The 14,427-nt window shown below is 72.0% G+C and carries 14 protein-coding genes and 1 pseudogene; 8 read left to right on the forward strand and 7 right to left on the reverse strand.

Going from position 1 to position 14,427, the window contains the following annotated elements; all coding sequences use genetic code 11:
- Positions 1-121: 121 nt before the first annotated feature.
- Positions 122-1,906, reverse strand: coding sequence for a proteasome ATPase (gene arc / locus ACFYPR_RS26950; protein WP_266242043.1), 1,785 nt, complete (start codon positions 1,904-1,906; stop codon positions 122-124).
- 178 nt (positions 1,907-2,084) lie between these two features.
- On the opposite strand from arc, the gene ACFYPR_RS26955 reads away from it, so the two are divergent.
- Positions 2,085-2,378, forward strand: a complete 294-nt coding sequence (locus tag ACFYPR_RS26955) for a ferredoxin (RefSeq protein ID WP_039908212.1) — start codon at positions 2,085-2,087, stop codon at positions 2,376-2,378.
- Between the two features lie 59 nt (positions 2,379-2,437).
- On the opposite strand, the gene ACFYPR_RS26960 is transcribed toward ACFYPR_RS26955, so the two are convergent.
- The 3 genes from ACFYPR_RS26960 to ACFYPR_RS26970 are packed head-to-tail and all read right to left on the reverse strand — an operon-like array spanning position 2,438 to position 5,095.
- Positions 2,438-3,010, reverse strand: coding sequence for a hypothetical protein (locus ACFYPR_RS26960; RefSeq protein ID WP_387263122.1), 573 nt, complete (start codon positions 3,008-3,010; stop codon positions 2,438-2,440).
- A 28-nt stretch (positions 3,011-3,038) separates the two neighbouring features.
- Positions 3,039-4,040 carry a tRNA (adenine-N1)-methyltransferase gene (locus ACFYPR_RS26965; protein WP_387186534.1) on the reverse strand — a complete coding sequence of 334 codons (1,002 nt, stop codon included), beginning with the start codon at positions 4,038-4,040 and terminating at the stop codon, positions 3,039-3,041.
- Complete coding sequence (locus ACFYPR_RS26970; RefSeq protein ID WP_387263419.1) at positions 4,037-5,095, reverse strand: site-2 protease family protein; 1,059 nt, start codon at positions 5,093-5,095, stop codon at positions 4,037-4,039. Before ACFYPR_RS26970 ends, ACFYPR_RS26965 begins: the two co-directional genes overlap by 4 nt.
- A 173-nt stretch (positions 5,096-5,268) precedes the next feature.
- Between ACFYPR_RS26970 and ACFYPR_RS26975 the strand changes: the two genes are divergently transcribed.
- From ACFYPR_RS26975 to ACFYPR_RS26990, 4 genes are all read left to right on the forward strand, one after another.
- Positions 5,269-6,183: a PD-(D/E)XK nuclease family protein gene (locus ACFYPR_RS26975; RefSeq protein WP_354862387.1), complete on the forward strand. Its 915-nt coding sequence runs from the start codon at positions 5,269-5,271 to the stop codon at positions 6,181-6,183.
- A gap of 150 nt (positions 6,184-6,333) precedes the next feature.
- Entirely contained in the window at positions 6,334-7,020 is a 687-nt protein-coding gene (locus tag ACFYPR_RS26980; protein WP_354862389.1) for a response regulator transcription factor, read from the forward strand.
- Between the two features lie 354 nt (positions 7,021-7,374).
- Positions 7,375-8,142 (forward strand): ABC transporter ATP-binding protein, encoded by a 768-nt coding sequence (locus ACFYPR_RS26985; protein WP_234581947.1) that lies wholly within the window; start codon positions 7,375-7,377, stop codon positions 8,140-8,142.
- Positions 8,142-10,697 (forward strand): ABC transporter permease, encoded by a 2,556-nt coding sequence (locus ACFYPR_RS26990; RefSeq protein WP_387263125.1) that lies wholly within the window; start codon positions 8,142-8,144, stop codon positions 10,695-10,697. Before ACFYPR_RS26985 ends, ACFYPR_RS26990 begins: the two co-directional genes overlap by 1 nt.
- A gap of 67 nt (positions 10,698-10,764) precedes the next feature.
- Here ACFYPR_RS26990 and ACFYPR_RS26995 read toward each other — a convergent pair whose 3' ends face one another.
- A complete protein-coding gene (locus ACFYPR_RS26995; protein WP_354862400.1) occupies positions 10,765-11,415 on the reverse strand; it encodes an HAD family phosphatase in 651 nt (216 codons plus the stop codon).
- Positions 11,416-11,536: 121 nt separating this feature from the next.
- Entirely contained in the window at positions 11,537-12,280 is a 744-nt protein-coding gene (locus tag ACFYPR_RS27000; RefSeq protein WP_387263128.1) for a neutral zinc metallopeptidase, read from the reverse strand.
- 211 nt (positions 12,281-12,491) lie between these two features.
- Here ACFYPR_RS27000 and ACFYPR_RS27005 point away from each other — a divergent pair, with 211 nt between their 5' ends.
- Complete coding sequence (locus ACFYPR_RS27005) at positions 12,492-12,881, forward strand: hypothetical protein (protein WP_387263129.1); 390 nt, start codon at positions 12,492-12,494, stop codon at positions 12,879-12,881.
- Positions 12,882-12,885: 4 nt separating this feature from the next.
- On the opposite strand, the gene ACFYPR_RS27010 is transcribed toward ACFYPR_RS27005, so the two are convergent.
- The gene (locus ACFYPR_RS27010) at positions 12,886-13,095 is read right to left on the reverse strand and encodes a hypothetical protein (RefSeq protein WP_387263132.1); all 210 of its coding nucleotides are present in this window, start codon (positions 13,093-13,095) and stop codon (positions 12,886-12,888) included.
- 412 nt (positions 13,096-13,507) lie between these two features.
- Here ACFYPR_RS27010 and ACFYPR_RS27015 point away from each other — a divergent pair, with 412 nt between their 5' ends.
- Together ACFYPR_RS27015 and ACFYPR_RS27020 are read left to right on the forward strand one after the other, a co-directional pair.
- Positions 13,508-13,900 carry a YciI family protein gene (locus tag ACFYPR_RS27015; protein WP_354862402.1) on the forward strand — a complete coding sequence of 131 codons (393 nt, stop codon included), beginning with the start codon at positions 13,508-13,510 and terminating at the stop codon, positions 13,898-13,900.
- Positions 13,901-13,903: 3 nt separating this feature from the next.
- Positions 13,904-14,341, forward strand: a pseudogene (locus ACFYPR_RS27020) (sigma factor); the annotation flags it as partial.
- Positions 14,342-14,427 lie beyond the last annotated feature (86 nt).

The raw sequence follows: 14,427 nt of genomic DNA on the forward strand, positions 1-14,427 counted from the left end.
GGGGGGGGGGCCCCCCCGGGGGGGGGGGGGGGGGGGGGGGGGGGGGGGGGGGGGGCGGGGGGGGGGGGGGGGGGGGGGGGGCGGGGGCCGCGCCGCCCCCCCCCCCCCGGTGGTGTCACCGTCAGAGGTACTGGCCGGTGTTGCTGGCGGTCTCGATGGACCGGCCGGCCTCGGCGCCCTTGCCGCCGGAGACGAGCGTGCGGATGTAGACGATCCGCTCGCCCTTCTTGCCGGAGATGCGGGCCCAGTCGTCGGGGTTGGTGGTGTTGGGCAGGTCCTCGTTCTCGCGGAACTCGTCGACACAGGCGTCGAGCAGGTGCTGCAGGCGCAGGCCCTTGCGACCGGAGGTGAGGAACTCCTTGATGGCCATCTTCTTGCTCCGGTCGACGATGTTCTGGATCATCGCGCCGGAGTTGAAGTCCTTGAAGTAGAGGACTTCCTTGTCACCGTTGGCGTAGGTGACTTCGAGGAAGCGGTTCTCCTCGGTTTCGGAGTACATCCGCAGCACCACGGCGTCGATCATCGCGGCGACGGTGGCCTGGGGGTCGGCTCCGTGTTCGGCGAGGTCGTCCGGGTGCAGCGGGAGCCCGGAGAGGATGTACTTGGAGAAGATGTCCTTCGCCGCCTCGGCGTCCGGTCGCTCGATCTTGATTTTCACGTCGAGCCGACCGGGGCGCAGGATCGCCGGGTCGATCATGTCTTCCCGGTTGGAGGCGCCGATGACGATGACGTTCTCCAGGCCCTCCACGCCGTCGATCTCACTGAGCAGCTGCGGGACGATCGTGTTCTCCACGTCGGAGGAGACGCCGGAGCCGCGGGTCCGGAAGATCGAGTCCATCTCGTCGAAGAACACGATCACCGGGGTGCCCTCGCCGGCCTTCTCCCGAGCCCGCTGGAAGATCAGCCGGATGTGCCGCTCGGTCTCGCCGACGTACTTGTTGAGCAGCTCCGGGCCCTTGATGTTGAGGAAGAAGCTGGTGTGCTTCTCCTTGCCCTGGCGCTCGGCGATCTTCTTGGCCAGCGAGTTGGCCACCGCCTTGGCGATCAGCGTCTTGCCGCAGCCGGGCGGGCCGTAGAGCAGGATGCCCTTCGGTGGGCGGAGCTGGTGCTCGCGGAACAGGTCCGCGTGCAGGAACGGCAGCTCCACCGCGTCGCGGATCTGCTCGATCTGCGACTGGAGGCCACCGATGTCGCCGTAGTCGACGTCGGGCACCTCCTCCAGGACCAGCTCCTCGACCTCGCTCTTCGGGATCCGCTCGTACGCGTACGCCGAGCGGGGCTCGATCATGAGCGAGTCGCCGGCCCGGATCGCCGAGCCGATGAGCGTCTCGGCGAGGTGCACGATGCGCTCCTCGTCGGAGTGGGAGACCACCAGCGCCCGGTCGCCCGGCCCGCCGTTCGGTCCCTCCAGGATCTCCTTGAGCATCACGACCTCACCGACCCGCTCGTACCCGAACGCGTCGACGATGTTGAGCGCGTCGTTGAGCAGGACCTCCTGGCCGCGGCGCAGCTCGTCCACGTCCAGTGAGGGCGAGACGGCGACCCGCAGCTTGCGGCCGCCGGTGAAGACGTCCACCGTCCCGTCGTCGTGCTTGGCCAGGAAGACTCCGTAGCCACTCGGCGGCTGCGCGAGCCGGTCGATCTCCTCCTTGAGCGTGACGATCTGCGTGCGAGCCTCCTTGAGGGTGCTCACCAGCCGGTCGTTGTTCTCGGTCAGCCGCGCCAACTGTGCCTGGGTGGCCGCCAGCCGCTCTTCGAGCTGCCGGACGTGTCGGGGGCTTTCGGTCAACTTCCGCCGCACCAGGGCGAGTTCCTCCTGAAGGAACGCGACCTGCGTGGAGAGATCGTGGGCTTCCTTCTCCCACCGTGCGGCGCGCGAGTCCGCGTCGTCGCTGCGTGCTGCCACGTCCCACCTCCCCGGGGGGCTTGAACGTTCTGACCTAACACTAGCCGCTATGAGCCCGATTCGGTCCCACGCAACACCCTCGTCACCGAACCTTGATCGCCAAGGGTGGCCTGGCGGGCCGGTACGGGCGTTCGGGTACCGTCGGAGGCTGGTACGGGAGAACATGGGGGGTGCACCGGTGGCCGAGGTCGCGACCGACCAGTTGCAGGTCTGGGTGGACCAGGATCTCTGCACGGGTGACGGGCTCTGCGTGCAGTACGCGCCGGAGGTGTTCGAGTTCGACATCGACGGCCTGGCGTACGTCAAGGGCGTCGACGGTGAGCTGCGGATGGCGCCGGGCAGCCGGGTGGACGTGCCCGCGCACCTGCGCCTCGAAGTGATCGACTCCGCGAAGGAGTGCCCGGGCGACTGCATCCACGTGGTGCGTGGCGACGGCGTCGAGGTCGCCGGCCCGGACGCCGAGGACGACTGAGCCGGGCGCCGGCGTCGCGCGGTCCGCGCGACGCCGGCTCGACCCGACCCTGGGGCGGCTCAGAGCATCGGGCGGCCGACCACCGACGCCACCAGCCGGGCGAACTCCTCCAACCGGGCGATCTGCCCGGCCCCGCCGTCGTCGAGGGTCTTGCCGAAGCGCAGCGCGTCGTGCCGGGGTGTGCCGACCATCTCCTCGCTCGGCGGGGCCTCGTCCAACGAGGTGAGCAGCAGGTAGACGTCGATGCTGTCGACTCGGATCTCGCCGCTGTCCGAGCGGTTGAGCCGCCGCCGGCAGCCCACCTCGGTGACCGTGGAGACCGGCACGACCCGCAGGGACGACGTCATCGATCCCGGCGGCCCCTCCCCCGGCGGCACGTCCTCGCCGTGCCAGAGGATCAGCCGGCTGCCGTCGCAGACGACGACCTCCTGCCACACGCCGTTGACCTCGTTGACGAAGCGTTCCAGGGTGAAGCCGAGCACCGAGGCGCCGCGCAGCACCCCGCCGAGCGCCTCCAGGGCGACGTCCGGGTCGCGCAGATAGGCCCGCGCCGCCGACTCCAGGTCCTGGTAGGGCGACCAGTCCGGAAACACGGCGGGCAGGTCGCCGCCGCCGTAACCCGGTCGGCTCATGCCGCCGCCTCCCCCCGCTCGCCGATGGTCACGGCCTGTCCATCTCCCCCGTCGCGTCGGGCTGCGCGCCGGCGGCCCGGACAGCGGCCGCCTGCCGGGCCGCCTCGGCCTCGCGCAGGTCCTGCCGGCGCTGCGCGTACGCCTCGGTGCCCTTGCTGGGCTTGCGGCGGCGCGGCGGCGCGGTGACGCCCGGGGCGAGCTTGCGCGCGGAGACCAGGAACGCGGTGTGCGCGATCATCCGGTGGTCGGGGCGGACGGCGAGGCCCTCCGCGTGCCAGTCGCGCACCAGCGACTCCCAGGCGCGGGGCTCGGTCCAGCCGCCGCGCTCACGCAGCGCCTCGACGAGTTCGGAGAGCTGGGGGGTGGTGGCCACGTAGCCGATGAACACGCCGCCGGGCACCAGCGCCCGCTCGACCATGTCGAGGGTCTCCCAGGGGGTGAGCATGTCCAGGATGATCCGGTCGAAGCCGGTCTCCTGGCACTGTGCGACGTCGCCGACGTGCAGGTGCCAGGAGGGGTGCGGCCCGTTGAAGAACGCCTCGACGTTGCGCTTGGCGATCTGGGCGAAGTCGTCGCGCAGCTCGAACGAGTGCAACTCCCCCTCGGTGCCGACCGCGCGCAGCAGCGAGCAGCTGAGCGCGCCGGAGCCGGCGCCGGCCTCGAGGACCTTCGCGCCGGGGAAGATGTCGCCCATCGCGACGATCTGCGCCGAGTCCTTCGGGTAGATCACCTGGGCGCCGCGCGGCATGGACAGCACGTAGTCCGAGAGCAGCGGGCGCAGCGCCAGGAAGGCGGTTCCGCCGCCGGAGGTGGTCACCACGCTGCCGTCGGGCAGCCCGATCAGCGCGTCGTGGGCCAGGATGCCGCGGTGGGTGTGGAACTCCTTGCCGGGCTCCAGCGTCACGGTGTGCATCCGCCCCTTGGGGTCGGTCAGCTGCACCCGGTCGCCGGGCCGGAACGGGCCACGGTGCACGGGTGTCAGCGCCGGGCTGGCGGGGTCGGCGGCGACGGTGGAGGGAGTTGCGGTCACGATGTCATCTTCCGGTTGGGTTCGAGGAGCTGTGCCAGGTCCCCGATGTGCAGAATGCCGACGACATCTTCGCCTGACGTCACCACGTACTGCGCGCCCGGGTGGGTCTGCACGGCCTCCATCACCCGTTCGCCGTCCAGCCCGACCGGGAGGGTGGGGAGCCCGGCCAGTGCGCGGGCGACCGCGTCCACCGGCAGCCAGGGGCGGCGCTCGGCGGGGACGGCCGCGGCGGCGGCCGGGTCGACCAGCGCCACGGGGTGGCCGGTGGAGTCGGTGACCAGCAGCGCGGCGGCGGGCTGCCCGCCCTCGGCGCGGCGGCGCTGGGCCTCGGACAGCGGCGTGCCGGTGGGCACCGGCCAGATCGGCCGCGCCAGTCGGGACAGGTCGATAAGCGGGAACCGCCGGCTGACCCGCGCGGCCCGGATCGACTGCCCGGCGCCGCGCCAGAGCGTGACGGCGACCAGCAGCATCAGCGGCAGCGCCACCGGCGCCAGAAAGTCGGTCAGGGTCAGCAGTCCGACCAGGGCGGCGGTGCCGACGGCGACGACGCGGCCCGCCCAGCCGGCGACCTCGGTGCCGCGGTGCCGGTCGCGGGTCAGGCCCCACACGGCGGCGCGCAGGGCACGCCCGCCGTCCAGCGGCAGCCCGGGGAGGATGTTGAACAGCGCGACGATGACGTTGCTCAGGGCGAGCTGGAAGGCGAGCTGGTGGGCCACGGTGCCCGGGGGCAGGGCCAGGGTGGCGGCGACCGCGAGGACGCCGAGCACCGCGGACACCGCCGGGCCGGCCAGCGACACCAGCAGGTCGACCTTGGGTGTCGGGGCGTCCCGGTCCATCTCGGTGTACCCGCCGAGCAGTTCCAGGGTGATTCCGCGCACACCGATGCCGTAGCGGCGGGCGGTGAGCGCGTGACCCAGCTCGTGCAGCAGCACCGAGCCGAGCAGTGACACCACGAACCCGAAGCCGATCAGATAGCCACTGACCTGCGGCAGGTCCAGTTGCCGGCGGGCGAACTCGGCGTAGAGCACGGCGACCAGCACGGCGAGCAGGAGCATCGAGGCGTTGAGGTGCAGCGGCACCCCGAGCACCCGGCCCACGCTCAGACCGGGTCGCCGGTCGGACCGACGCGGCGGCCGGGATGTCTGCTCCATCGCACCGATGCTACGGACCGGCCCGGCGTGGGGCGGGCGGCGGGCGGTGTCACACCGGTGCCCTAACCTTTGCGGACATGACGGCGGAACCGGTCACCACCCCCCAGTCCTCCTCCCCGGCGCAGACACCGCCGACGGTGCGGGCCTCGCTGTCCCCGTCGCGGGCGGCGGATTTCAAGACCTGCCCGCTGCTCTACCGGTTCCGCAGCATCGACCGGCTGCCGGAGCGGACGACAGTCGAGCAGGCCCGGGGCACGCTGGTGCACGCGGTGCTGGAGCGGCTGTTCGACCTGCCCGCGCAGGCCCGCACGCCGGCCGCGGCCGGCGACCTGGTGGCCCCGCAGTGGGACCGGCTGGTCACCGAGCAGCCGGAGCTGGCCGGGATCTTCGACGGCGCCGAGCCGGCCGGCCCGGTGGAGTTCCTGCGCTCCGCGGCGGGGCTGCTGGAGGGCTACTTCGCCGTGGAGGACCCGACCCGGCTGGAGCCGGCCGAACGGGAGAGCCTGATCTCGGCGGTCGTCGACGAGGAGCTGCTGATCCGGGGCTATCTCGACCGGCTCGACGTCGCCCCGGACGGCGCGCTGCGGGTGGTCGACTACAAGACCGGCGGCGCGCCCCGGGAGGCGTTCGAGGCGCGGGCGCTGTTCCAGCTGAAGTTCTACGCGTTGGTGCTGTGGCGCACCCGGGGGGTGGTGCCCCGGGTGCTGCGCCTGCTCTACCTGCGCGACGCCGAGGTGTTGGATTACACCCCCGACGCCGACGAGCTGGTCCGCTTCGAGCGCACGGTGGTGGCGTTGTGGCGGGCGATCGAGCAGGCCACCGCCCGCCAGGATTTCCGACCTCGTCCGAGCAGGTTGTGCGACTGGTGCAGTCACCAGGCGCTCTGCCCCACCTTCGGCGGCACTCCGCCGCCGTTCCCCGTCGCGGCGGCGAACGCCGATCCGCTGCGTGACGCCCGTTCCGCTCCGGTGGTGCCCGGCGCCGACGAGTGAGGGCCGCGGCGGGCTTTCGGACCCGACCGCGACGGTGCCGCGTCGGTCGGGACACCGCGGCCGGCGGGCCTCTACCGTGGTCCACGACGCGCCGGCCGGGTACGCGACGATGACCGGTGTGGGCGCGACGGCGAGGGGACGGGAGAAGTGATGGCCGATCGGGTTGCCTCGGCGCGGCCGGTACGGATCCTGCTCGCCGACGACCAGCCGCTGCTGCGCACGGGCTTCCGGATGGTGCTGGGCGCCGAGGGTGACCTGGACGTGGTGGCGGAGGCCGGCGACGGCGTGGAGGCGGTGGAGCTGTCCCGGCGACTGCTGCCCGACGTCGTGCTGATGGACATCCGGATGCCCCGCATGGACGGGGTGGCGGCGACCCGGGCGATCGTCGACTCCCGCCTGCCGGTGCGGGTGCTGGTGCTGACCACGTTCGACCTCGACGAGTACGTGGTGGGGGCGCTGCGCGCGGGCGCCAGCGGGTTCCTGGCCAAGGACGTACCGGCCGAGGAGCTGATCGCGGCGATCCGCACGGTGGCCGGCGGGGACGCGGTGGTCGCGCCGCGGATCCTGCGGCGGCTGCTGGAGCGCTTCGCCGACCTGCTGCCGGATCCGGCGGCGACGCCGTCGGCGGCGCTCAGCGCGCTCACCGACCGGGAACGCGAGGTGCTGGTGCAGGTGGCCCGGGGGTTGTCCAACGCCGAGATCGCCGCGGTGCTGTCGGTCAGCGAGACCACCGTCAAGACCCACGTCGGGCACGTGCTGACCAAGCTGCGGCTGCGCGACCGGGTGCAGGCGGTCGTGCTGGCGTACGAGTCGGGTCTGGTCCGCCCGCGGGCGTAGCGGACGCGCGGCGGCTACCCCACCCGGCGTACTCGAAGATCCCTCCGTGGGGGGACGGCCCCGTTGCCGTGCTCACCTACCGTGACCGTAGACGGCTCGGCGCGGTTGACCCTCCTGTGGCCAACGGGGGACGCGTCGTGTCCGGCGGTGTTTCGCCGGTCGGGAAACCTGTCGATCGGCGGCCGGGTCAGGGGCAACCCTGATGCGGCATGGGGGTGCACCCGCAGCGGGAAATCCGCGCCGGGTCCCCCCAGGGGCGGACGGAACGGGCGCAAGCAGCGCCGATGATTGAACGGTCACGCCGGACCATCGGGGGGCGGCGTGAGATTCGGACAGACGGAAGAGGTAGATGACGTGACCGCGACGGTAGGCCAGCAGGCGCAGGCCGCGGCCCGGGCGAACGACGTGTGGAAGGTGTACGGCAGCGGCGAGGCTCAGGTCATCGCGCTGCGGGGGGTCAGCGCGGAGTTCGAACGTGGCCGCTTCACCGCGATCATGGGCCCGTCGGGTTCCGGCAAGTCGACGCTGATGCACTGCCTGGCCGGTCTGGACTCGGTGACCCGGGGGACGGTGTCGATCGGTGCGACGACGGTCACCGGTCTGGGCGACTCGGGGCTGACGAAGTTGCGCCGAGACAAGGTGGGCTTCATCTTCCAGCAGTTCAACCTGCTGCCGACGCTCACCGCGAAGGAGAACATCCTGCTGCCGTTGTCGATCGCCGGTCGCAAGCCGGACCCGGCCTGGTACGACACGGTGATCAAGACGGTGGGCCTGCAGGACCGGTTGGACCACCGGCCGGCGCAGCTCTCCGGCGGTCAGCAGCAGCGGGTGGCGTGCGCGCGGGCGCTGGTCTCCCGCCCCGACGTGATCTTCGCTGACGAGCCGACCGGCAACCTGGACTCGCGCTCCGGCGCGGAGGTGCTCGGCTTCCTGCGCAACTCGGTGCGTGAGCACGGCCAGACCATCGTCATGGTCACCCACGACCCGACGGCCGCCGCGTACGCCGATCGGGTGGTCTTCCTCGCCGACGGGCAGATCGTCTCGGAGTTGATCGAGCCGACCGCCGACACGGTGCTGGACACCATGAAGAAGCTGGACACTCCGGCCGAGGTGGGCAACTGATGTTCCGGGCGACACTCAAGAGTCTGCTGGCCCGCAAGGTCCGGCTGATCCTGTCCGGGCTGGCGGTGGTGCTCGGGGTCATGTTCGTCTCCGGCGCGTTCGTGCTGACCGACACGCTGGGCCGCTCCTTCGACTCGGTCTTCGCCGACGGGTTCTCCGAGATCGACGTGAACGTCGCGGCGCAGCCGAAGGTGCAGGTCGACGAGATGGAGGGCGAGCAGACCGCCGCTCCGCTGCCGGCCGCCGTGGTGGACCGGGTCAAGCAGGTGCCGGGGGTGGCCTCGGCGACCGGCATCGTCAACGCCGACGGCGCCCGGGTGATCGGCAGCAACGGCAAGGTGATCACCTCGTTCGGTCCGCCGCAGTTGGGCGAGAACTGGACCGGCGAGAGCGACCTGATGCGGCTGCGGGAGGGGCGCGCGCCGCAGGCCGAGGACGAGATCGTGGTCAACAAGGCGTTGGCCACCACGGCGAAGGTGCGCGTCGGTCAGAAGGTTGGCGTGCTCACCGCGTTCGAGTCCAAGAAGCGGGAGTTCACCCTGGTCGGCATCCTCGGTTACAGCGGTGACCGGGATTCGATCGGCGGGGTCAACGAGGTCTTCTTCACCACGCCGGTGGCGCAGCGGCTGATGCTGGGCGAGCCGGACACGTTCAGCAGCATCACACTGCGCGCCGCCGACGGCGTCTCGGACGAGAGGCTGCGCGACGACGTGGCCCGGACCCTGGGCGCGGACTACGAGGTGAAGACCGGCGAGCAGGTGGCCGCGGACGCCTCGGCCAGCCTGAAGGAGGGCCTGTCCTTCTTCAACAAGATCCTGCTCGGCTTCGCCGCGGTGGCGCTGCTGGTGGGCACCTTCCTCATCCTCAACACCTTCTCGATCATCGTGGCGCAGCGGACCCGGGAGCTGGCGCTGATGCGCGCCATCGGCGCCAGCGGCCGGCAGATCATCGGTTCGGTGGTGCTGGAGGCCATCGCGGTCGGGTTGATCGCGTCGGTGCTCGGCCTGGCGGCCGGCATCGGTGTGGGGGCGCTGCTGGCGTTCCTGTTCGGCAAGTTGGCCGGTGGGCTGACCCTGGCCGGGATCGGTGTGCCGGCGGCCGCGGTGATCGGTTCCTTCGGCGTCGGTCTGGTGATCACCGTGGTGGCGGCGCTGCTGCCGGCGCTGCGGGCATCCCGGATCCCGCCGATCGCCGCCATGCAGGACGTGGCGACCCCGGACCGGCCGCTGACCAAGGTCACGGTGGCCGGGTCGGTGGTCACCGGCATCGGCGCGCTGCTGCTCTTCTTGGGGCTCAGCGGCAACGCGGGTGGTCAGACCCTGGCCACCATCCTGGGTGGGGTGCTGTTCGCCTTCATCGGCGTGGCGCTGCTGACCCCGCTGATCAGTCGGCCGGTGGTGAGCCTGCTCGGCGCGATCTTCTCCTGGTCGGTGCCGGGCAAGCTGGGCCGGCTGAACTCGGGGCGCAACCCGCGCCGCACGGCGATCACCGCGGCCGCGCTGATGGTCGGCATCGCGCTGGTCACCGGCGTCACGGTGATTCTCGATTCGGCCAAGGGCAGCATCAGCGCCCTCGCCCAGGACACCATCAAGGCCGAGCTGGTGATCTCCGGCCAGCAGGGTGGGCCGCGTCCGCCGAGCTTCGACCCGGGTGTGCTGGACCGGGCCAAGGCCCTGCCCGGCGTGCAGATGGTCGACGGCGAGTACGGCGACATGGCCAGGATCAACGGCGAGGGCACCTGGGTGGCGGCGAGCAGCGATGTCGCGTCGCTGCGGCAGATCTTCGGGGCGAAGGCCACCGCCGGTGACATCGACCGGCTCTCACCGACCCAGATGCTCGCCAGCTCCGACACCGCCAAGTCCCGTGGCTGGTCGGTCGGCTCGACCGTGAACGTGCAGCTGACCCGGGGCGAGGCCCGGACGTACACGATCAGCGGCATCTACGAGTCGTCGCAGCTGACCAACCCGGTGACGTTGCCGGCGACCGCGGCGAAGGACTTCGCCATCCCGCAGCCCATCCAGGGCTTCATCCAGCTGGCGGCGGGCGCCCGGGTGGCCGACGTGCAGCCGCAGGTGGAGGCGCTGCTCGCGGACAGTCCCGAGGTGTCGGTGGCCGACCGGGACGCGTTCATCAAGCAGCAGACCGGTCAGCTCGACGGGCTGCTCACGATGATCCAGATCCTGCTGGCGCTGGCCATCGTCATCGCCGTCCTGGGCATCATCAACACCCTGGCGTTGTCGGTGCTGGAGCGGACCCGCGAACTGGGCCTGTTGCGGGCGATCGGCCTGCGGCGCGGGCAGACCATGGGCATGATCACGGTCGAGGCGGTGGTGATCTCCGTGTTCGGCGCGCTGCTGGGCGTGGCGGTCGGCAGCGGCCTCGGCGCCGCCGTGGTCGAGGCGCTCAAGGACGAGGGCATCACCGACCTGATCCTGCCGTGGGGCCAGATGGGCGTCTTCCTCGGTCTCGCCGCGATCATCGGGGTGGTGGCCGCGGTGCTCCCCGCCGTGCGGGCGGCCCGGATCAACGTCCTGGGCGCGATCGCCCACGACTGACGCCAGGCCAGAAAAGGGGGGCCCCGCAACGGCGGGGTCCCCCTTTTTTCGTCAGGCCACGTTTTCGTCAGGCCACGGCCCGGTCGGCCAGCAGGGCCGCGAGCACCTCCAGGTCCACGCCCGTCAGGCTCTCCACCTGGTGTACGCCGGTCCTGGCGGGCAACGGCACCTCGGCGGGTACGGCCAGCACGGCCGCGCCGGAGGCGAGCGCGCTGGCCACCCCGGTCGGTGAGTCCTCGATCGCCACACACCGCTCGATCGGCACGCCGAGCAGCCGCGCGGCGGTCAGGTAGGGCTCCGGGTGGGGCTTGGCCGCGACCACCTCGTCGCCGGCGACCACCACGTCGAAGGTGTCCCGACCCAGGGTGTCCAGGGCGATCTCGACGAGGGCCCGAGGGCTGGAGGTGACCAGCGCGGTGGGGATTCCCGCCGCGCGGACCGCGTGCAACAGCTCGAACGCCCCCGGCCGCCAGGGCAGACCACCCCGGAACAGCTCCAGGATCCGGGCGTTGATCCACGCCGCGCTGATCTCGGGGTCCCGTTCGGGCTGCCCCAGGTCGTCGTGCAGGATACGCATCGACTCGGCCATGGCGGTGCCGATGATCGACCGGCGGGCGTCGGCGGAGAGGTCACCGCCGTACTCGCGCGCCAGTTCCTGCAGCGCGACGTCCCACAGCTTCTCGCTGTCGACAAGCGTGCCGTCCATGTCGAAGAGCACGGCGGCGGGGTGTTGGCTGCTCAGCGGATCCTCCAGGGTCGTGGGCGACACCGGCGATCCTGCCAGCACGACCCGTGGCCGGTGGCGGCAACGGGCGCCGGGGTGATCCGGGCAACCCCGCTCAGCCCAGGTCGCACTCCTTCAGCGAGCGCTCGTAGCCGCGGAAGAACATGTCGGTGCGCTGCTCGGCGGTGCCGTGCGCGCCCTCGGCGAACCACGGCTGGTCGGGGTCGTCGCCGACGGCCGCCACCCCCTCCCGGAACTCGTCCAGGTCGCCCTCGGCGAGGGTCAGGTCGCCGGAGCGCACCGAGTCGCCGAGGTACGCCCCCGCCATGCAGTCGGCCTGCAACTCCTGCTGGATGGTGAAGCTGTAGTTGATGCCGAGGCGCACCTGGATGCCGTGGGCGTACTCGTGGCCGAGCAGGTAGAACACGAACGCGTCACCGACCTCGCGGAACGCGGCCACCGACCAGGCGACGTCGTACGCGATGAAGTCGCCCTGCGAGCAGTAGACCGCGTTGTTGCGGGGCAGCGGCTGCCCGCCGCAGGAGACCTCGCCGGCCCGCTGGTACGGGGTGACCCGCCGGATGGGTTGGAAGCGCTTCCCGGAGGCCTTGAACTGGGCCGCCCAGTAGCGCTCGGCGACCGCCTGCGCGTCGGCGACGTCCTGCTTGAACTCGGCCACGCTGGTGGTGCTGTCGGCGCGGGTGGTGCTCGGCCCCGGCGAGGCGGCCGGCCTGTTCGCCCCCGGGCGTTCGCCCTCCGGCTCGGCCAGCCCACCGCCGGCGCAGGCGAGCGACACCAGCGCGGCGACCACCAGGCCCGCCAGGGGTCCCCGGGCGTCGCGTCCTGACCATGCCCCCACTGTGCCTCCCCAGACATCGGCGCTCCCGCTGCGCAGTACCCCGACGGTACGACCGCCACGCTCACCGGATTCACGCACCACCGGGCCGGACGGTTCACGCTCAGGCCGGCCCGGGCGGCTTGACCCCCGGACCGGCCGGGCGGCTTCACCCCCGGCCGGCCGGGCGGTTCACGCGGCCGGTGCCTGGCCGCCACAATGGCCCGGGGGGCGGATGTGGCCGTCCGGTGAGGAGGGCGACGTGCACGTGCTGGGCAGCCGCCGACGAAGCCAGCCGGCCCCGGCGCATGTCGTGTGGCGGTCGCTGCGTGACCCGTACGAGGCTGGCAGTCGTCCGTGGCTGGAGTTGCGCGACGACGAGGTGCCACCCCGGGTGGTGGCGGGCTACGCACCGGTGCTGCTGGTGTGGTCGTCGCTGTGGCCGCACCGACCGCTGGACCAGATCCGCTTCGACGTGACGCACGGCTTGCCCGGCGGGGACTGCACGCTGCGCTGGACCCTGACCACCGAGGCGGACCTACCGAGCGAGAGCACCCTCGGCTACCTGCGGCACCGCCTCAACTACCTGATCAACAACCGCCTCCGCCTCTCCTACGGCCAGTAACCCCTCAGCCGCCCGACTCGCGGCCACGTTGCCACGTCCCGCCCTGGTCCCCGTTCCGCTCCGCCTCGTACCGCTGCTGCCTGGCGCGAGCGTCCCGGCCGGCGGCGAGGTCGTCACCCGAAGCCAGCCGCCCCCGTACCCGCCGCGCCACGACTCCGACCGCCAGTCCCGCCACCGCAACGAAAACCCCAGCGACCACCCACACCACCGTCATGTCCGCCAATCTAGGCCCCAACGACCACGTAACGGAAAGGCCCAAACCAGACAATCAACGCCAGCCCCGACGAGCATCCGCCACTCGCGCGGCTGATCGACTCCAGGTCGGCGATATCGGGGTGTCCCAACGCCCTGGATACAGCGACTTCGGCGAAACGGAGTTGATCAGACCCCGGCCGCCCGATCCCCGCCCGATCCCCGCCCGCGCGCGCACAACGGCGGACCCGGGAACCGCCCCCACCCGTTGATCATGAAGTTATTGCCCCGACACGCCGGCATCGAAGGCAATAACTTCATGATCAACCAGGGATCTGGTGGGGGCGGGAGTGTCCGGGTGGGGGGTTGGGGTTCGACGTTTCCGGTGAGCGGTGCCGGGGCGGCACCGGAGACAGGAGGCCACTGTGAAGTACATGATTCTGCTCTACGGGTCGCAGCAGGACTATGACGTGCTGTCGGGGCGGGCTTCCGACCGGCCGGCCATGTCCGCCGAGCAGATCGCGGCCATGCACCGGCACATGGAGACGTTCCACCAGGCGCTCGCCGAATCCGGGGAACTGGTCGACGCACGGGGCCTCAGCGAGCCGGTGCACACCCGCCGCGTGCAGGTCCGGGACGGGGCGTCCGTGGTCACCGACGGCCCGTACCCGGAGACGCAGGAGGTGCTCGCGGGTTACACGATCGTGGAGTGCGCCAGCTTCGACCGGGCCACCGAGATCGCCGCCGGCCTGGTCGACCCGGACACCCCCGGCGCGTACGTGGACGTGCGGCCGGTGCTGGACGGCGTCGAGGACCTGGCCGGCTGACCGGTGTCGGCAACGCCCGCCGAGGATCTGCTGCGCGAGCTGGCGCCGCAGGTCCTCGGCGCGCTGGTCCGCCGCTTCGGGCACTTCGACACCGCCGAGGACGCGGTGCAGGAGGCGCTGATCGCGGCGGCGGACGGTTGGCCGCGCGACGGCGTACCGGAGAATCCCCGCGCGTGGTTGATCACCGTCGCGTCCCGGCGGCTCACCGACCTGCTCCGGCGTGACCAGGCGCGGACGCGGCGGGAGGAGACGGTGGCGCGCCGGGTGCTGCCGGAGCAGTGGTTGGCGCCGGCCGCCGACCGACCCCCGGCGGACGCCGACGACACGCTCATCCTGCTGTTCCTGTGCTGCCACCCGGCGCTCACGCCGGCGTCGCAGATCGCGCTGACGCTGCGCGCGGTAGGCGGGTTGAGCACCGCCGAGGTGGCCCGCGCGTTCCTGAGCGGCTGTCTACGCCACACATGGTGCTGGCCAGCGGGGACGGCCGAGCGCCCGGCGGGGCCAGTGGCCTTCACTGCACGGTGAGT

This window comes from Micromonospora sp. NPDC005254 (assembly GCF_042872525.1).
In the GTDB taxonomy this organism is placed as follows: Bacteria; Actinomycetota; Actinomycetes; order Mycobacteriales; family Micromonosporaceae; genus Micromonospora.